The organism is Candidatus Stygibacter australis, assembly GCA_030765845.1.
In the GTDB taxonomy this organism is placed as follows: Bacteria; Cloacimonadota; Cloacimonadia; order Cloacimonadales; family TCS61; genus Stygibacter; species Stygibacter australis.
The window spans coordinates 1-19,591 of the sequence record JAVCDJ010000193.1; the positions used below are offsets into that span (position 1 = coordinate 1).

Sequence of the window (19,591 nt, forward strand, 5' to 3'; positions counted from 1 at the left end):
ACTTCGTCCCAAATCCAGGCACCTTTAAGGCTTTCTTCCACAATTTCGCTGATGCGGCTTTTCTTCATTCTGCGGAGCTGCAAGCCATAGGCAACGTTATTGAAGATGGATTTGGGGAAGGGATTAGGCTGCTGAAAAACCATCCCGACCTTGGTTCTGATCTCCGTCACATCCACTTTATTATCGTAAATATTCTGGTTATACAGACTGATCTCGCCTTTGATACGGCAGGTGGGAATGAGATCATTCATGCGGTTAAAGCAGCGCAGAAGAGTCGATTTACCGCAGCCGGATGGTCCTATCAGTGCTGTGATCTTTTTGTTATAGACGGGGAAATTTACATTATGCAGCACCTGCTTGGTGTCAAACCAGAGATTGAGGTTACGGGCATTAATATGAGCTGTGTTATCTACCATTTCCTGTTTTTCCTTATTCTATATCTTATTATAATTGCAATTGTACTCACAAACAGCACCAGAGCCAGCAGCACCAGAGCAGTTCCATAAGCAATGGGAATCTGCTGGGCAGGATGAGCACCTTCAGTCATCAGAGCATAAATGTGATAGGGTAAAGCCATCACTTCGTCCATGACAGATTTTGGCAGTCTGTGAGAATAAAAAGTTGCGGCAGTAAAGAGTATGGGAGCAGTTTCTCCAGCTACTCTGCCAATAGAGAGCACTGTGCCTGTAAGGATGTTTGGCAGTGCCGCAGGTAGTATTACTCGCATAATACTTTGTCTTTCTGTGGCACCCAGAGCGAGGGATGCTTCCCGAAATGATTTAGGCACCTGCCGGAAAGCTTCTTCAGAGGTGTTTATGATTACCGGCAATGCCAGGATACCCAGCGTGAGAGAACCAGCCAGAAGAGACACACCCATGTGCAATATCTGCACGAAAACCGTCATGCCAAACAATCCATAAATGATCGAGGGTATTCCAGCCAGAGTGTTCACAGCTATCCTCACCATGCGCACAAACCAGTAGGGTTTGGCATAACTCACCAGATATATGGCAGTTAATATTCCCAAAGGCAGCGCAAAAGCGATGGAGAGTATGGTCAGCCAGAAAGTTCCTACTATTGCGGGATATATACCCCCGGCAGTCATGCTGTCAACGGGACCTTTGGTGATAAATTCCCAGGATATCACTTGTCCACCACGGGAGAAAATTATATACAGGAAGCTGATCAGGAAGAAAGCAGTAATGATGATAAAGAATCTGAGCAGATTAACTCCTGCCAGATCGGATATTTTTCTGATATTAATTTTCACAGGTATTGCCTTTATCATTTCTTCCTCCGGTGAAATACCAGCTCTGAGGTGAGATTAGTTATAAAAGTAATCAAAAATAGAACTACTGCGATGCCATATAAAGCATGAAAGTGCATGGTGCCATGAGCCGTTTCACCCATTTCCGCTGCAATGGCAGAGGTCATGGGTCGCACAGATTGAAAAATTGATTTAGGGAATTGAGGAGAACCGCCAGCAACCATGATCACCACCATAGTTTCACCAATCGCCCTGCCAAAACCCAGTAGAATACTGCCTGCCACGCCGGTTTTTGCAGCCGGTAAAGTAACTTTCATAATTGTTTCCCAGCGATTAGCCCCCAGACCAAAGGAAGCCTGCCTGAGACTTTTTGGTACCATGGAAAGTGCATCTTCACTCATACTTGAGATGATGGGGATCACCATTATTCCGAGAATTATTGAAGCATTGAGGATATTTAGCCCCGCATTTAGATGAAACCATTTCATCAGCATAGGAGCCAGAAATGCCATGCCAAAAAGTCCATATACAACAGAAGGTATTCCAGCCAAAAGCTCTATTACCGGTTTGATGATCTCGCGCATTCTGGGACTGGCAATTTCTGATATATATATAGCTGAACCCACCCCAAAGGGAACAGCAAACACCAGAGCTCCCAGCGTTACCAGCAGAGAACCGACTATAAGCGTGAGAATCCCAAATTTGCCGGGGGTAGAAGTGGGATGCCAGGAAAAGCCAAAAACGAAATCCTTAAGCTTGGAAAAATACTGAATAATCAACGACTTATCAGGAGAATTACCAATTTCTCCGCCTGGGTTAGTGCTGGTAGTGAAATTTATGCCGAGTACCTCTTTTGGGGAGGCATCCCAGACAGCAAACTGGATTATCTCATTTTTTGAACCAAATATTTTCAATGTAGCAATTGATTTTTTCCCTTTCCTGGTAATAACCGCAGTACCGCGGCATTTTCCATTCACAAAAGCTCCAACTTCTCCTGTTGCTGCTGGTTTCCCATCTATATTTATCTCACAATAGGCTGTTGTGATGCCTGCTCCATCGGGATGTGATATCAGCCATGGTCGCAGAAATATCTGGGGTTCACCACCAATATAGATATTACTTTCATTAGATGTCAAATCCGGTGAAACATATGGTGAACCGCTTTCGCAAAGAATGGGATATTCTGATTCTCCAATTTCTTCACTGAAATCTAAAATAGCTACTCCCAATGCCGTAAATACATCATTACTGCTATGATCATAGATGGCAAAATTTATGATCTTCCCTGATTCTGCTGCCTCTGCCTGAATATCCAGAACAGCAAGTGACAGCCCATCTTTATCTTTTATTTTTGCTACTGCCCGACATTCTCCATCAATGAAAGCAGCCACTTCATCCTGCGTAGTTGCCGGTAAATTATCTATATAAACCTCGCAATAAGCTCTCTGGCTTTTTTCTTTTTCCATAAGTTGCCAGGGACGCTGAAATTTCCGCTGCTTTCCCTCTATGGGTAATGGACCCAGATCATGGGTGATCACGGGCGCACCTCCATAAAAAATACTGGCAATGATCCCAAATAGAAAAATAATCGTAAATAAGGCAGCCGTATAGGTGATTGCCTTAAATAATTTCTCTTTATAATTATTCATTAATTTTTTCCCTTAACAATCGGGAATCCCACTTAAAAATATAAGTGGGATTCCTTCTCACTGAATGTAAGGTTACTGGAGACCTATGAATCCATTTTCTTCGACTAATTTCTGTCCTTCTGCTGAGAGTACGAAGTCGATATATTTCTTTGCCATGCCACGCGGTCTGCCATTTGTGTACATGTGCAAAGTACGGGCGATAGGATATTGCTTATTGAGAACAGTTTCTTTACTGGGCATCACGCCATTGATCTTAAGACCTTTTACGCTGCTGGTAAGATAGCCAATACCCACATAACCAATTGCACCTGGAGTATCTTTTATAGTGGTTGCCACGGCATTATTAGATGCCAGCATCAAAGCACTATCTACCACCTGAGCGTCACTCATCACTTTTTCATTGAAAACTTCAAAAGTTCCTGAGGATACGTCACGGCTAACTATTACGATTGGCTTTGAAGCTCCACCAAGATCTTTCCAGTTACTAATGCTGCCGCTATATATTCCCTGCACCTGCTCGATAGTGAGAGCATTTACGCCATTAGATGGGTTTACCACTATTGCTATGGCATCATTGGCAACCACATTTTCCACCAGATTGATACCTTGTGATCTTGCCTGAACGATTTCTTTGGTTTTGGCATGCCGAGAAGCATCACCAATATCTGCTGTTCCTGCCATAATATTGGCAATACCTACAGATGAACCGCCGCCACGAACAGATATATCTGCTTCTGGATGGGCATTCATATACGCTTCGGCACAGCTCTGAGCTATAGGAAGCACAGTTGTGGAACCGGCAATTGTCAGACTGTTTGCATTTTTACCAGCAAAGGCGGGAAAGATAACCAGGGTCATCAGGGCAGCTACTACTAATATTCTTGTTAAGTTATTCATTATCATCTCCTTATTTAGTCGATTACGCCTGAGAATTTCCAGCGTAATTGCACTAACATCTCTGTTTCATCATCTTTTTCTTTATATATGTTATCTTTCATCTGATAATTAGCCTGTACCCATAATTTTGGAGCATTCTTGCTGTCACGCATCATGAAGTAATTCACGCCAGCGATCATGGTATTATATGCTCCAGAATCTTCTGTATCATTATCAACATCGGCATTGTCATCATACATGTCATAGCGCAGCACTAATTCCAGATCAATATTTGTTAAGTCTGAAAGGTTAACTATCGGCATGATTGATATTGCATTTGCTGTACTATCCTGACCAGCCAAGGAATGCGTGCGGGTAAGATATTGAGCTCTGATATCGATATTCGGAAGCATGGTAATTCGGGCAACTGCTGCCATCTTAGAAATATCTTCATCTTCAGCAAGGTCTTCATAATATACCTTATCCATCATATAAGAGCCACCTACTTCAAGACCTACTACAGGAACTACACGCAGATTCAGCAGAAAAGCCATATTAGTGTCTATAGCGTCACCAGTCTTTTTGTAGCCTTCTCCATTATAAACTGCTACATCATAAGAACCATATCCCCGGGGCAGGTAACCACTGATGCCAAAACCATAATCTGTAGAAGAAGCAAATTTGTATTTGTCAGCAGGGTCTTTATCAATAGTTTCATATTCAGAGCTGTAGATAGTGCCAAAATAAGTCTTCATAAGTCCAAATGTGAACTTGGCATCTTTCCACAGATAATTAGAGAAATCAAGGTAAGCATATTTCAATTTAATACCAGCACCATCTGCAGCACCATCATCACTAAAGAAATCAAGATTGAAACGACCCTTGATATTGCCACTGAATACGGGTTCTAAACGAAAATAACCCCGATTAAATGAAAAGCCATTTGCAGATGCATCATCTGCTCCATCTACCATCTTGTAAGTCCAGCGATTCCATAATTCCATACTGAGCTTGGTCTCAGCACTGGCAATGCTCACCAGCATTATAATTAAAACTAAGAAAATTACTCTTTTTTTCACATTTCCTCCTTGTGAATGCGGAAATCTATTTCCCTTTGCCCTATATCTACGAGTGGCATGTTAACTGAAAATTAGTGATTTGTTAAGGCTGTGTTAACGGAGGAATTTTTTCTCAACAAAATGGACTTTATGGACAGTATGGACTGAATGGACAATTTGGACATGATTTCTTTGGTGTCTATTTAGTCTATTTTGTCCATAGTGTCCATTTAGTCTATTTTTGAGGGTAGGGGTCGTTCTTAACCGTAAATTAACAGTAGCTTTATTTAGAATTGACATATTTCTCGTAGATATTAAATGCTGGATGTATTCTTGCAGTGCTAAGGAGAAGATATGAAAAAGGTTATTGCAGTAGTAGATGATGAGCCGGATATTCTGCAGTTATTAGAGTTGAATTTGAGTAAATCAGGATTTAGCTCGGTATGTTTTGAGGATGGCAGGAGTCTGCTGGAATATCTCAAAACAGAAGAGCCAGACTTGATCGTGCTTGATCTGATGCTGCCGGATTATGATGGCTTTGATATTTGCAAGATAATCAGAAACCAGCAAAAAACTAAACATATACCTATCATTATGTTCACAGCGCGTGGCGAATCAATGGATAAGATACTGGGACTGGAACTGGGAGCTGATGATTATCTGGATAAGATGAGCTCACCGCGGGAATTGATAGCAAGGATCAAGGCAGTGCTCAGAAGATCAAATCAGCCAATTGGTACTACAGTGATCAAACTGAATAATGAAATAACTATTGACCCCCAGAAATATCAGGTGCGTGTAAATGATGAGATAATCAGTGTGACTACTACTGAATTTAATATTATCCATCTGCTGGCAATGCATCCGGGCTGGGTGTATTCACGCAATCAGATACTGGATCATCTCTGGGGTAATGATAAGATCGTGATAGACCGCACTATAGATGTTCATATCCGCAATTTGCGTGAAAAGCTGGGAGATGCCGGCAGGATCATTAAAAATGTCCGCGGTGTGGGATATAAACTGGAGTTATAAAATAAATGAAATTATTTACTAAACTTTTCTGGAGTTTTCTTTCTGTATTCTTGATTTTTGCGATCATCTTTTTTATTTTCACCTATAAAAATGTGAATAGCAATTATCTGGATGCTTCCAGGCATTATCTGGCAGAATATGAGAACATCATCAAATCCACTGTTATGGGATATGTGATTGCTGAAGATTTTGAGGGGCTTGATAAATATGTGAAAGAATTACAAGCTCAGATCAGGATCACTTATATTGATCTGGAAGGAAATGTGAGAGCAGATTCTGATAAAGATAAGGAAACGCTGGAAAATCATGCTAATCGTCCAGAGGTTCTTGCTGCTCTGGCTAATGGTTCTGGTTTTGCCTGGCGATTTTCTACTTCTGTAAACCATAAAATGCTCTATTTTGCAGACAGGATCATGCTTGATAATGAGTCAGTAGGCTTTTTACGCTTGAGTTTCTATGATTATCAGATTGAGGAATTGCAAAAATCACTTTCTCAGGATATGACTAAATATCTGCTGTTCGGTCTAATAATCTCTTTGATCCTTACTTATTTCATCTCCAGAAGTTTCATAAATCCCATTAAAAAGATGGCAATTGCCACCCGCAAACTTGCTGGCGGTGATTTTTCCGGCAGATTAAATCCCAGTTCGCGAGATGAAATCTATGATCTTTCCATGAGTTTTAATACCATGACAGATAAGATCGAGCTTCTGGTGCAGGAAATCTCGGCTCAAAAGGAATCATTGCGTAATATTATCGATAATATCAATGAACTCATCTGGGTGATAGATACCGGCACAGAAAAGATCACTCTTGCCAATAAGGCATTTTCACGTTTTTTAGATATAGAAGACCCTACTGATAAACATTACTGGGAGATTTTCCGTAATGTAGAGATCAATCAGATCATCAAGGATGCCATTACCAATCAAAAAGCTGAGATGAAAGAAGTAACGATTCGCCAGCACATCTGCCACATGTCCATCTACTTCCCGCAGGAAAATGACAGCATTATCATCCTGCTGCATGACATCACGCCCATCCGGCAACTGGAAAAGGTAAAGCGTGATTTTGTGATCAATGCTTCGCATGAATTGAGAACTCCACTGGCTTCTATAAAGGGTTACACTGAACTGCTGCAAGGGAATCTATCACCGGAAAATGAGAATATTTTGCAGGCAATTGAGCGCAATAATCAGCGGCTGACCTTCATTGTAAATGATATCCTCAGCCTGGCTTCTCTGGAAGAAATCTCTTCACTGGATCGTGAACTGGCTAATGTGTCTGCCTTGCTTGATAATTCCAGTAATATTTTTAAAAGCAGGATTGAAGCTAAAAATCTGATTTTGAATAGAGATTATGATCCTAATATTTATGCTTCAATTGATCTTTACCGCTTTGAGCAGATGGTAAATAATCTGATTGACAATGCCATAAAATATACTGCTCAGGGAGTGATCACGCTGTCACTCGTAGTAGAAAATAACCAATTGATCTTTACATGTGCTGATACAGGACTGGGAATTCCAGAAAATTTTCTCTCGCGGATATTTGAGAGGTTCTTTGTGGTAGATAAATCACGCTCTCGCAAGTCAGGAGGAACTGGACTGGGGCTCAGTATTGTGAAGCATATAGTGCAATTGTATAATGGAGAAATATCAGTGAAAAGCATCCTTAATTCTGGTACCAGCTTCAAGATAAGCATCCCTATAGAATAAAATGAAAGACATCAAGATCGAAGATTACCTGCCTTTTGTGAAGAGTATTGCCAGCAAATACAGATATTCCGGTCTGCCTTATGATGATCTGGTGCAGGAAGGAATGATTGGTTTATGGGAGGCAATGCAGCGGTATGACCCCGAAAAAGGGGCAAAATTAACTACTTATGCTGCCTACTGGATCAAAAAACGCATCATCGATGCAATTAATAGCGAGCATAAGCATCATCTGAATTCCTCCGAACTTAATGAAGATATCACGGCAGCAGATGAAAAATATGAATATAGCGAAAATGAAGAGAAATTAAAACTGCCTGATAAAATGCCAGAGCTGGAAAAGATTGTGCTCTCGCTTTCTTTTGAAGAACAGCTTACGCTGAATGAAATTGCCGAAAAATTGAATATTACTCGCGAAAAATGCCGACAGTTAAAAGAAAAAGGGCTGCGCAGACTTAAATCTGTCCTCAGCCCCATATCTTTAAAGAATAAATCGCTTATTTGAGCAATTCAGAAAATTTCCAGCGTAATTGAATTTTGATAATGCTGGCATCTGTATAATCTTCATACTTGTAATTCATCATGGAATAATTTGCCTGTACCCACATCTTTGCCTTTCCTGCATCATCACGTAAAAGATAATAATTGATTCCTGCAATCATCAGATCATGTGCCATTGACCCCAACACGTCATCATCCATATCTGTGTTGTCATCATAAATGTCATAGCGGAAAACAAGCTCAGCATCAACGTCTGTGAATTCTTTAATATTGATGATCGGCATGATTGACAGGGCAGTTGTAATAAGATCAGTCTCTTCTGATGCTTCTTCCATAATATTCCAGTCTTCAGTTGTGAGGGATCTGGATAGATACTGTGCCCAGAGATCAAGACCTTTGAACATGTTGATGCGTACAAATCCTGCCATTTTATTATAGGCAATATCATAATCAATTTCTTCACCTACGCCATTATAATAAATGCCGTCAGCAGGATTCATGTAATATGAACCGCCCAAAGTGATTCCTTCAAAAGGAGTGATGCGCAGATCTCCCAGATATGCCATATTATTATCTATCTGGTTCCCAGATTTGGTGTAACCTTCTCCATTATATACTCCAAGGTGATATTTGCAGATTCCCATAGGTAATGTGCCACCCAGAGTTATTCCATAATCACACGATGATACAAAGCCATACATATCAGTAGGATTGAGGTCAATAGTTGCATAACCCCAATCATAAAGAGTACCAAAATAGGTTAACTGCAAACCAGCAATAAGGTTTGAATTTTTCCACAGAATATCCGAGAATTTCACGTAAGCAAGCTTAAGCTTCAATCCTGCTCCATCATTGCTTATCATCTCGTCACTCTCTAAAGCTGTAGCTCCCTTGCTGAAAAAGTCAGCCAGGAATCTACCACTGATCTGATCAGTGAATTTCTGTTCCAATCCAAAATAACCACGTGCCAGGGACAGTTCGTTTTGTAATGCTTCATCTGCTCCATCCAGCATCAGATAGCTCCAGCGACTCCATAACTCCATGCTTAACTTTGTTTCAGCATTCATTACACCCATTAACAATACTACAAAAATAAATAAAACTAAGACTTTTCTCACAATTACCTCCAAACTTATTTTGAATTAGTAAAAATAATTATAGTTTTTCGTCAAGCTGGAAATTTATTAGATTATCTTCAGTATGGATTTTTAGATAACTAATTACATAAAATATCAAGATTTATTTGACAGCAAGAAGCTATTTTAATAAATATAATCCAGAAATTATTAAGGATTAATTATATGAAGCCGGAATATTTATGCGAAAATAATGTATGTGTAATCACCTACAGAGACTCAATAGATTTTGAGTTTTGTCAAAACAATCCTCTTATAAGAAAAGAGTATTTTTCTGAAGCCGATTATTTTATTCTCAACCTTAAGCAGGTATCATTTATTGATAGTGCCGGGATTGGGAACATGGTGGGAATATTCCGTGCTCTTGATGCTCAAAGCAAGAAATTATGCCTGATCAATATTTCTCCTAATATCCGCAAGGTTCTGCAGATTTCAGAAATTGAGCATGTATTCCCGATATTTGAATCACTAAATGATGCCAGAATAAATTTTCTGGACAGGTAAAAAATCTAACCTGTTTTTACTATCCAGTAATCAATAATCCCCCAGAAATCACGTTTGACCTTTTCTCCGATCTCTTCAGCTCCATGGCGGCTGTATTTGCCTTCCAGTCGCAGACGGTAATATTTTTCACCATCCTTGATATATTCACTGATATATGTTCTCACACCCTTCTTAAGCATAGCTTCCTGCTGCAGTTCCACAGAGTAACGATCTGTAAGTGACAGAACTTGAACTTCAAATACCTTTGCTCCAGTATCTACTGGCTTTTCAGGTTTTACTTCTTTCTTCTTCACTTCTTCCACAACGGCTGGTTGTTCTGGTTCAGGGATGACTGTTTCTTCTTTTTCTATTTCAGTTGATTTCTCTTCCACCAGAGATTTTGGTTCTTCCTCAGCTTTCTTACCACAACTGGAAACAACTACCAGTAATGCGATTAAAAGCAAAGTAAATATAATTTTAGCGTTTTTCATCAGTACCTCCATTTATCAAAAGAAAGTTTATCAATTACCTCTCTGGATAGTCAAGTAATTTCCCATTTAATTAAAATACGCATCCCCCAGAAATTTGAATATCATCCGGTTAGAAAAACCCTGAAAGGGTTGAACAATAATAGCCATGGGTGAAACCCATGGATTGAGAAGATATCTAAAACCCCACCCCTTCCCGCTTTCGGCAAAGCCGAAAGCGGGAAGGGGTGGAAGACATTTGCGTTCATTTGTCCCATAGGTTTCACCTATGGCTATTACAGTATCACCCTTTCAGGGTTAAGATGAATTGTAAAATAAATACACCTGTAAATCTTTTATTATCTAGCGTTATGAGGTAATATTGTTATCTAAAACAGGGAAATGCCCGATTTCCAGTTTTATAAAAAATACCCCGCAGGATTCTTTCCTGCGGGGTTGAATGCACGACCATCTATTATCTCAGGGCTATTCGCACCTGATCGAATTTCTTAATTAACCAGCTTCAAAATCTCATTACTGCGGTTGATGAATTTCTGCAATTCTTTGCCACTGAACTGCTTTTGTTCCAGTAATGCCAGTTCATGCAGATAATTTACCACTAATTCTACCTTTTCAGTTTCATTATTATCACCCAGATCAAGCACTTTCTGCACTGTCTCATTTTCTGCATTAACCACCAGGGTATGATGACGCAGCATATCAAAACCATCTCCAGTGAACATAGTATTCATTTCCTGCATCCTGCGCATCTGTTCATCAAAAACTATCATGGCAGGGATTTCACCTGATTTAAGATGTTTCACTTTAGTTGTCACTTCCAGATAGGCTTTTTGACGCAATTCTGACCAGCCGGCACCCAGTTTATCCTGTTCATTAGGATTCAGGTCAAATATTTTAATATAGGTAAAATCATTTTCATTACGGATATGCGGAGCCAAAGTGTTTACTGCTTCCTGGTGATCTTTGATGAATTTAGCATAATCATCTTTACTGAAACTTGCTTCCACATCGGGATTAAGCGTGCGGTCAAAGATGTCCTGCAGGCGTTCGCTGCTGGTGTGTCCCTGGGCATCTGCTACCTCAGCTTTGTCTGCTTCCACCAGGTTATCATTGATCTCGCTGTCCACGCGAACAAATTTTACCTTGCTCTCTTCCATTTCCAGTTTCTGGAATACGTGATTATCTATCACTGAATCACTATAGATCACTTCCAGTCCCTGCTGTTTCATCATCTCTATATAACTCACCTGCAGATCTGTTCCATTGGCATAATATACTTTTTTCTCTTCACCTTCCTGCTCATTACGATCCAGATATTCCTGCAGAGTCACCCAGTCATCATTGGTGCTTTTAAAAATCAGATGATCTTTCATGGCCTTTAAGAATTTATCATCAGTTACAAAGCCATATTTAATGAAATTCTGAATATCTTTCCAAAATCCTTCATAGCGCTTGCGGTCACTCTCAAAAACTTCCTTAAGACTGTCTGCCACTTTCTTGACGATATAACCAGTGATCTTTTGCACCTGCTTATCATTCTGCAAAAAGCTCCTTGATACATTCAAAGGGATATCAGGAATATCAATTCCACCTTTAAGCAGCATCATGAATTCCGGAATGAAGCCCTTAAGGTTATCTGCCACAAACACGTTATTGCAATACAGGTTCACACTGCCACGATTGATATCAAGCTGATTGCTGATAGCCGGGAAATAAAGGATACCCTTTAGGTTAAAGGGATAATCTACGTTAAGATGCAGCCAGAAAAGTGGATCCTGCCAGTCATGATACATCTTCTTATAATATTCCTTATATTCCTCATCGGTTACGTCCTTAGGCTGCTTGTTCCACAGGGCTTCCTTCTGATTTACCGGCTCTTTTTCCTTATTGATATAGATCGGGAATGGCATGAAATTACTGTATTTCTCCACCAGTTCACGCAATTTGCTGTCTTCCAGATATTCTTCGCTATCGCTATTCAGATAAAGCGTTACTGTGGTTCCAACTTCCTTATGCTTGCCGATATCCGTCTTGAACTTGATATCTCCTTCACATTCCCAGTAAGCTGGCTCAGCTCCCTCTTCACGGGAAAGAGTATCAATGGTCACCTTATCAGATACCATAAAAGTTGAATAAAAACCCAGTCCAAAGTGTCCGATTATGGCATTTTGTTTCTCTTTATATTTATCAACAAATTCTTCTGCACCGGAAAAGGCTATCTGATTGATGTATTTTTTTACCTCTTCACGAGTCATTCCTATTCCATTATCAATGATCTGAAGGGTTTTTGCCTTCTTATCACTCTTGATCTCTATCTTAAGTTGTTCTCTATCAAGCTCCGGCTCTATAGCGGTACGTTTGCTCATCGCATCCACGGAATTTGAAACAAGCTCCCGCAGGAAAATATCATGCTCGGAATATAACCACTTCTTAATTATCGGAAATATATTCTCTGTGTGGATCGACAGCTTGCCGTGACCTTTTTTCTGTTCTGCCATCTTAACACTCCTTTTCGTTCTTAGTTTTTATGTCACCAACTTTTTGAATCCCTGCCAGGTTGTCAAGATTATTTAGCAGTCATACTATTCGATTGCTAATTAGCCCACCGGTCTTTGAGTCTTCTATATATATCCTATTCTATTTCAGTAGAAGTATCTTTTTATTATTGCTCAATGTTTCTGTTTTCAGCCTGATATAAAAAACTCCGCTGGAACAGCCATTACCCTTTTCATCCTCTCCATTCCAGAGTGCAGTGTGAGAGCCTGCTTTTTGTACTCCATTCGCCAGCCTGATTACCTTTTCTCCCCTTACATTATATATTGAGATATCTATTTTCTGCTGAACAGGTAGAAAATATGTTATTGTGGTTGAAGGATTAAATGGATTGGGATAATTTCCCATGATTCTGGCTGTTAATACTTCTTCGCTAATACCAGTTTCCATATAAGTAAATATAATATCAACGATTTCTGATGTATTATCTTCATATACCGCCTGCACACCGCCAAGGTATTCCTGACCATTTACCAAATCTTCAAACAGCCAGTTTCTGGCAGTAGTATAGCCCACCACATTTTCATCCAGGTAAACATTAAAGCCAGTAACATCTGAGTATAGTTCCCAGCTAAATATACCCGTGAATGGATCTACCTGCAAGTTAAACGGTGGATCGATTATTACTTCTATCACTACATCATCCGCCCAGACAATCTCCGATGCACCTTCATCTGTTATTGCAGAAACACCATAGGAATATGTTCCAACAAATAAACCATAATCGATATAGGTTGTATCCGAAGTTGTTACTATATGAGCCCAATTCCTGTAAACAAAATAGTCAACAAAATCGTATGGGCTTGGATCCCAGTTTATCATTACATCATAGCCATTCACAACAGCAGTAATATTTTCCGGTGGGATTACCCCAGGGTTTATAAAATTATCTAAATACAACCTGTGGCTGGAAGAAAACTCAAAATTATTATCTGCATCCCAATTGATTGACCAGGTCATTAATCCTCGAAAGCCATAGTAACCGTCAGGATTGGCAAGCTGATATGTTCCTCCAAAGGAGTAACCCATAATTAAGTAATCAAGCGCTTCCTGAACAACTAATGGTGTTGTATAACCAGTTCCAGCAGCATTTGGGGATGCAGGTAAACCAATTGCCACCTGACATGGCAGCAGGGGTTCAAAGAAGATATTGCTTCCCCCCACATCTACATTAAAACCCGCCATCAGCATTTCAGCCATGGCAACGTGAAAATCTGCTGTCGCCGGATCATAAAGATTGCCGTCCAGCCCATACATGGAACCCGTATTATAATGCTGCACTTGCACAATATCCCATCGGTCACGTAAAGCATGAATAATCGGCAGATATGCACCCCAGATACCTGCATAAGTACCATATCCACCCTGCACATAAGCCGTTTCAGGAGCTGTTGTCAATAGAAGTGATGGCATCTGATCGGTCAGTTGAGTAAGGGCATCGATCATATTCACGATTTTGGCAGTAGTAGGAAAGCGGAAATCATTATCTCCCACATCAAGTGATACAGAACCACCCTCCAGATCAATATCTATGCCGTCAAATCCGTAGGTGGTAATGATACTGCTCATGGAATTCACGAAATCATTCACTTCACCTGCTGTCAGCAAAGAAACCGGATCATTAGCACCACCAATTGATATAACCACTTTCTTCCCCTGATCATGCAGCCAGCCAATATCAGCAATAAAATCATCCACACTGGGATAAATGCCAGCATCGGGAGTAAACTGCATTGTAGAACCATAAGGTTCAGTAGGAGTAGCAAAGGCAATATTTATCACATCAAAAGCATCCGTGATTTCAGACAGCAATATGGAATTAGGCGAATACCCCCAGTTATGCCAGTAACCCACCATGACCTTTTCAGGTAATGGCTGCCCACTGAGAAACATTATACATAATAAGAATACAACAATAATAATTTTATTCATAATTTATACTCCTTTAAGCATAATTTCCAGATAGTTTTCCCGATTCAGAATATATGTTTCTGCCAGCTCATATCCTTTTGTAAATGCAAGTGGAAATTTCACTTTCTTTCTGGGATTCCATTTGATTTCATAAGCTCTGATCTCACCATTTTCCACTTCGATCAAATCAATCTCCTGCTGTGTGGTTGTGCGCCAGAAGTAATGCTCAAAACTTGCCCGTTTATTCAGCATCATTTTTCGTCTCTCAGTTATCAGATAATTTTCCCACAAAGCTCCTGCATCATCGCGAATTTCCAGCCGGTTAAAATTATTGATCAGCGAATTTCTGATCCCATTATCCCAGAAATAATATTTATTTGCCCGTTTCAACTCATTCCTGAGATTTCTCTTAAAAGAACCCAATCGATAAATAATATAGCTTTGTTCCATCAATGACAAATATTTTTCTACTGTCTTGCGATCCAAGCCTACAGTATTTGCAAGTTCTGTTGTGGAAACTTCTTTGCCTATTTGCAAAGCCAATGAAATCAACAATTTCCGCAGAAGTTCAGGACGCTTGATCTCCTGATATATTAGCATATCTTTAAATAAATATGAACCTGCTATTTCTTTGATTATCTCCTCTGGCATAGTCTTTTCGAGATAAACTTCTGGATAACTCCCGTAGATCAAACGCTGCTGCAATCCAGATTTTACCGCATCAATCCCTTCATATTCATACAATTCCTCCAGGGATAGCGGGGTTAAGATAAACTCAAATTTCCTGCCGGTTAAAGGTTCGATCATGGAATTTGATAATTCCAGAGCTGATGAACCAGTTACTATTATCTGCAGATCACTCAGGTTATCAATAATGCTTTTTAGTTTTATCCCAATATCTCTTACCCTTTGAGCCTCATCAATCAGTAGATATGAATAACGACCAAATTTCAATTTTATTTCATCTATATTCCTGAAATTAAAGGATTCCTGACCATCTATTAAATCACAATTTATATAATGGATATTATTTAGTGATTCTGCCAATGCATTTAAAATAGTGGTTTTTCCTGTTCTGCGTGCTCCATAAATGATGATCGCTCTGCTCTTATGCATATATTTGCTAAGATTAGGTATTATAGTTCTGCTTATCATATTTCACCTCAATGACATAACTGTCATGAGAAGGATTTTTGTCAAATAAAAAATGTGTAATTATGGGATTGCAATCCCCAAGATTCAACTAAATACCGGGAATGTAATCCCCAAATTTAACCTATTTATGGGAATTGGACCTATCCCAATTCAGCAAACTGCAATACCCAGTCAGCATATTTCTGATTGAAATTTCTGCTGAAAGTCCCAGTTCTGTTTATTATACCTTCCAGAATATTCTGTTTTAGCTGAGCACAATCAAAATCTGGTAAAGCGTCGGTGCAATATAAGGGAAATACTGATAAGGTGCAGGTGGAGCAACAATAGAACCCCTTTTCACGGCGACCTTCAAAATAACCCCGCATAATACAATAACCAAGATACATATTCCAGTATGCCAGATCTCCATTAAGTCTGGTAAATTTTTTTCCATAAGTAAATCTACCCAAAAGCTGATAATAGGCATTTAAAGCTATCCTGCCAGTAGCACCAGTTGCTATCTGCCCACTGCCGAGTTTAAAATCAGGAGGATTCTGCCGACTTTCCAACATAGGCAGTATCTCATCAAAAAGTTCAATTGCTGCTTCCTTATCTTCAGCATTAAATCTCTGCCCACCAGCAGCTTTATTAAGTAAACGGTACATCTTTTCCATAAATCTTACCTCAATTATGAGGTAAGATAGCAAATAACTTAAATCCGCTGTCAAGAATTTTCACAGATCATGAAATAAATCACAATAGGGGCAGACCCAGGCTAATCTCCACTTGTCTTTATGAAGTAGAAATTCAATTTTGATTTCGGAGCTATGCCAGTATCATATAATCAATGACTTGCTCAAAGAATGGGTAAACAACTAACAACTTAATACTACTTTTCATATGTTTTAATTTGAACAATAACTTGAATAGCAGTTTATCGTGAACTGTCATATATCTTAATTTGCTTTCTATAGATTTCATTATATGACTCAGATTTTTTGCTTGACCGGATGTCTTCTTTTTTATATTTTATATTTTTATCTTGTGGGTGATTTTTAATCCCCTATTTATATTGAAACCATGAGTAAAACACTCAAAAGTTTTAAGCAAAGCATTAATTGCTCGAATCAGATAAGGAAAAATTTTGGAGGTATTATGAAGAAAATCCTATTGATTGTTATGGTTTGTTCTCTCTTGCTAAGCTGTGCGGTTATTGGTCAGAATTTTCATTATTTAAGAATAAAAGACCTTGTTCTGGGAGAAACTACCAAAAGTGAAGCTGAATCAATGCTTGGTGGTCCCGGTTCATCGAAATCTATCTCAAATAATGATGGAGATTTTGAAGTAATTCAGTATTTATACGCATCAGGAAGCATGGTTTCTGTTCAAGCTCGTCTTTTATGGCTGGAATTCAAAGATGACAAACTGAATGCTTATATCCATGTCAGTGGCTTCAAAGAAGATGAAACTATTTTCAATTTCAATGCCAAGAATAATATTGTTAGAAATTCATCTACAAAAGCAGAGGTTTTTCAAATTTTGGGTGAACCTTCTGGCAAAGCTCTTTTTCCCACAACCTTAAAAGATTTTGGTGAAGGTGAAGAAGATTTGTCTGAGGTCTGGTCCTGGACATATACATCTCCTTCTGTAGGATTGGACACTTCCACAATTAAATCACAAAGCCTGCATGTTTACTTCGATGTTCAAGGTATTGTACAGAAAATCATAGCTGAAAAAGAAAATTGATTTTGTTGAAGTAGTGACATTTTTCATGATCCAGGAATTAGCCCTTTTTGGTTCTGTGCTACGTAGTGATTTCAATGCACATAGTGATATTGATATTTTAGTATCGTTCCAGAAAGGAGCTGCTCTCTCTTACTTTGATTTATGTGATTTGCAGGAAGATGAAAAGCTATTCAACCGAAAAATTGATCTGGTAGAAAAAGGAAGTTTAAAAAATCCCTATCGCCGCACTGAAATATTGAAATCTGCAAGGAGAATATATGCTGCCTGAAGAACGCTATAAAGCATACTTATGGGATATTTAAGAAACGGCAAACCATCGTAGCTTAATCTTTCCAGATTAAGTCTTTTTATAATCAAACTGGAAAGTTTGATCTACGGCTTAATCGTCAGAGATGGCATAATCCGAAACCAAGTTATTTATAAAATCCTACTGCATAAAGATAATCCCGGTCTATCGGGAATGGTGTAGCTTAATCTTTCTAGATTAAGTTTATTTTAATCAAACTGGAAAGTTTGATCTACGACTTAATAAACAGCTATGGCAAAACCTGAAACCGGGCTATTTATAAATTCCTACTGCACAAAGATAATCACGGTCTATCGGGAATGATGTAGCTTAATCTTTCCAGATTAAGTCTTTTTTATAATCAAACTTGAAAGTTTGATCTACGAACTTTATCGCCAGCTATGGGCAAAACCTGAAACCAAGTTATTTATAAAATCCTATTGCACAAAGATAATCACGGTCTAGCGGGGATGATGTAGCTTAATCTTTCCAGATTAAGTCTTTTTTATAATCAAACTGGAAAGTTTGATCTACGAACTTTACCACCAGCAGAATGAACAAATTCTTCTCTTTTTCGAGTCTTTCGCGGTTGTAAATCTTCTAAAACATAGAACGTTGATAACTTGATTAAGAATATCTTTATCTTCTAATTTTACATTTTACATTTTCAATTTTACATTACTTTCCTCTGTATCCTCTGTGGTAAAAGATCAAATCTGCTTTTATTAACTCCTTAAAATTGGTTGTTTATAAATTATTATATTAAGCATCAGTACTGAGAGAAATCTTTCATCAAAGTATAATATAAAACGTTTATGCTGAAAAATAATGATTATTTATGTATTTCTATCAATAATTGGGCAATAAGCCATGAAAATCAGGAAATTTGGTAAAAACTGCTCAAATTGATCGGTAATCAAACAGGTAGTATCACTAAATGCTTATATAATGGTCATTTCGGATACTGATTAGATTTCTTCCACGCAGGATGTAGCATTAAGGACGAACAACAAAGCACGTAGTGACATTTTTTTGTTAGATAGTTCTTTGTTGTTCTGGCTTAATTCCAATTTATAGGTAGTGGTAAAACGAGTGTTATATGGTGAAAAAGGTGAAAATAGGGAAAATATGGAGGGAAATTGGAGAGGGAAATGAGATTTTAGGGGTGGGAATTATGGATAAAAATTACCGTGCAGATGAAAATTATCCGGGGTTTGGAGAAGGGAAAAATAAATTTATGTTGACTGAATATTATGTTTCAGGTGATGGAATTAAGAGAGTGGTGGTAGCCAGGGGCTACAAAAATATTGAGGAAGTTTATATGAAGAAATTAACTATTTTAGTTTTACTATTAGTTTTAAGTATCAGCCTGATGGGACACTGGGTGCAATTAAACGAGAGAGAATCAGATTTATTTGGATGTGAACAGCAAACACGTGGAGCAGCAGAAATAGAATTTACTTTGGATGGATATGATATAAGCCAGAAAGAATATGACGGTGAGATATTTACAGTGATCAGCCATGATGAGAGTGGCAGCTTATTAGAGACAGGTAAGCCGGCTTTACCGGTATTTACCAAAGCTTTGATAATTCCTGACCAGGGTGTGAGTCGGCTGGAAATATTAAGCTATGATGAAGAGATCATTTATAATGTGAAAATATATCCTCAGGAAGCTTTGCAGGACGAGAATACAGAACCTACTGATAATTTTAGAATAGATGAGACATTTTATAGTGGAAGCGGCAAGTTT

18 protein-coding genes are annotated in these 19,591 nt (G+C 38.8%); 7 read left to right on the forward strand and 11 right to left on the reverse strand.

What is annotated here, in order from left to right; translation table 11 throughout:
* From RAO94_09735 to RAO94_09755, 5 genes are all read right to left on the reverse strand, one after another.
* The coding region (locus RAO94_09735; GenBank protein ID MDP8322617.1) for an ATP-binding cassette domain-containing protein at window positions 1-416 on the reverse strand (416 nt) is incomplete at its 3' end.
* The gene (pstA, locus tag RAO94_09740) at window positions 410-1,288 is read right to left on the reverse strand and encodes a phosphate ABC transporter permease PstA (protein MDP8322618.1); all 879 of its coding nucleotides are present in this window, start codon (window positions 1,286-1,288) and stop codon (window positions 410-412) included. The genes RAO94_09735 and pstA, both read right to left, overlap by 7 nt.
* The gene (gene pstC / locus RAO94_09745) at window positions 1,285-2,916 is read right to left on the reverse strand and encodes a phosphate ABC transporter permease subunit PstC (protein ID MDP8322619.1); all 1,632 of its coding nucleotides are present in this window, start codon (window positions 2,914-2,916) and stop codon (window positions 1,285-1,287) included. The genes pstA and pstC overlap by 4 nt, the downstream gene beginning before the upstream one ends.
* Before the next feature lie 72 nt (window positions 2,917-2,988).
* Window positions 2,989-3,813 carry a phosphate ABC transporter substrate-binding protein gene (locus RAO94_09750; protein MDP8322620.1) on the reverse strand — a complete coding sequence of 275 codons (825 nt, stop codon included), beginning with the start codon at window positions 3,811-3,813 and terminating at the stop codon, window positions 2,989-2,991.
* Window positions 3,814-3,827: 14 nt separating this feature from the next.
* Window positions 3,828-4,871: a hypothetical protein gene (locus RAO94_09755; protein ID MDP8322621.1), complete on the reverse strand. Its 1,044-nt coding sequence runs from the start codon at window positions 4,869-4,871 to the stop codon at window positions 3,828-3,830.
* Window positions 4,872-5,204: 333 nt separating this feature from the next.
* On the opposite strand from RAO94_09755, the gene RAO94_09760 reads away from it, so the two are divergent.
* Genes RAO94_09760 through RAO94_09770 form a run of 3 tightly spaced genes read left to right on the forward strand, consistent with a single transcriptional unit; the run spans window position 5,205 to window position 8,105 of the window.
* On the forward strand, window positions 5,205-5,885 hold the full coding sequence (locus tag RAO94_09760; protein MDP8322622.1) for a response regulator transcription factor: 681 nt from the start codon (window positions 5,205-5,207) through the stop codon (window positions 5,883-5,885).
* Between the two features lie 5 nt (window positions 5,886-5,890).
* Window positions 5,891-7,603, forward strand: coding sequence for an ATP-binding protein (locus RAO94_09765; protein ID MDP8322623.1), 1,713 nt, complete (start codon window positions 5,891-5,893; stop codon window positions 7,601-7,603).
* A gap of 1 nt (window position 7,604) precedes the next feature.
* On the forward strand, window positions 7,605-8,105 hold the full coding sequence (locus RAO94_09770) for a sigma-70 family RNA polymerase sigma factor (protein MDP8322624.1): 501 nt from the start codon (window positions 7,605-7,607) through the stop codon (window positions 8,103-8,105).
* Here RAO94_09770 and RAO94_09775 read toward each other — a convergent pair.
* Window positions 8,098-9,219: a hypothetical protein gene (locus RAO94_09775; protein ID MDP8322625.1), complete on the reverse strand. Its 1,122-nt coding sequence runs from the start codon at window positions 9,217-9,219 to the stop codon at window positions 8,098-8,100. The two genes, RAO94_09770 and RAO94_09775, sit on opposite strands and share 8 nt — an antisense overlap.
* Before the next feature lie 183 nt (window positions 9,220-9,402).
* Between RAO94_09775 and RAO94_09780 the strand changes: the two genes are divergently transcribed.
* Window positions 9,403-9,741 carry an STAS domain-containing protein gene (locus tag RAO94_09780; GenBank protein ID MDP8322626.1) on the forward strand — a complete coding sequence of 113 codons (339 nt, stop codon included), beginning with the start codon at window positions 9,403-9,405 and terminating at the stop codon, window positions 9,739-9,741.
* Window positions 9,742-9,746: 5 nt separating this feature from the next.
* Here the strand turns inward: RAO94_09780 and RAO94_09785 are convergent, their stop codons facing one another.
* The 5 genes from RAO94_09785 to RAO94_09805 form a co-directional block, all read right to left on the reverse strand.
* Window positions 9,747-10,211, reverse strand: a complete 465-nt coding sequence (locus RAO94_09785; protein MDP8322627.1) for a hypothetical protein — start codon at window positions 10,209-10,211, stop codon at window positions 9,747-9,749.
* Window positions 10,212-10,696: 485 nt separating this feature from the next.
* Window positions 10,697-12,706 (reverse strand): molecular chaperone HtpG, encoded by a 2,010-nt coding sequence (htpG, locus tag RAO94_09790; protein ID MDP8322628.1) that lies wholly within the window; start codon window positions 12,704-12,706, stop codon window positions 10,697-10,699.
* A 139-nt stretch (window positions 12,707-12,845) separates the two neighbouring features.
* On the reverse strand, window positions 12,846-14,693 hold the full coding sequence (locus RAO94_09795) for a glycosyl hydrolase family 18 protein (GenBank protein MDP8322629.1): 1,848 nt from the start codon (window positions 14,691-14,693) through the stop codon (window positions 12,846-12,848).
* A gap of 3 nt (window positions 14,694-14,696) precedes the next feature.
* The gene (locus RAO94_09800; protein ID MDP8322630.1) at window positions 14,697-15,788 is read right to left on the reverse strand and encodes an ATP-binding protein; all 1,092 of its coding nucleotides are present in this window, start codon (window positions 15,786-15,788) and stop codon (window positions 14,697-14,699) included.
* Between the two features lie 179 nt (window positions 15,789-15,967).
* Window positions 15,968-16,480, reverse strand: a complete 513-nt coding sequence (locus RAO94_09805) for a hypothetical protein (protein ID MDP8322631.1) — start codon at window positions 16,478-16,480, stop codon at window positions 15,968-15,970.
* A 481-nt stretch (window positions 16,481-16,961) separates the two neighbouring features.
* Between RAO94_09805 and RAO94_09810 the strand changes: the two genes are divergently transcribed.
* From RAO94_09810 to RAO94_09820, 3 genes are all read left to right on the forward strand, one after another.
* On the forward strand, window positions 16,962-17,552 hold the full coding sequence (locus RAO94_09810; protein MDP8322632.1) for a hypothetical protein: 591 nt from the start codon (window positions 16,962-16,964) through the stop codon (window positions 17,550-17,552).
* A gap of 13 nt (window positions 17,553-17,565) precedes the next feature.
* Entirely contained in the window at window positions 17,566-17,820 is a 255-nt protein-coding gene (locus RAO94_09815; GenBank protein ID MDP8322633.1) for a nucleotidyltransferase domain-containing protein, read from the forward strand.
* Window positions 17,821-19,012: 1,192 nt separating this feature from the next.
* The coding region (locus RAO94_09820) for a C25 family peptidase propeptide domain-containing protein (GenBank protein ID MDP8322634.1) at window positions 19,013-19,591 on the forward strand (579 nt) is incomplete at its 3' end.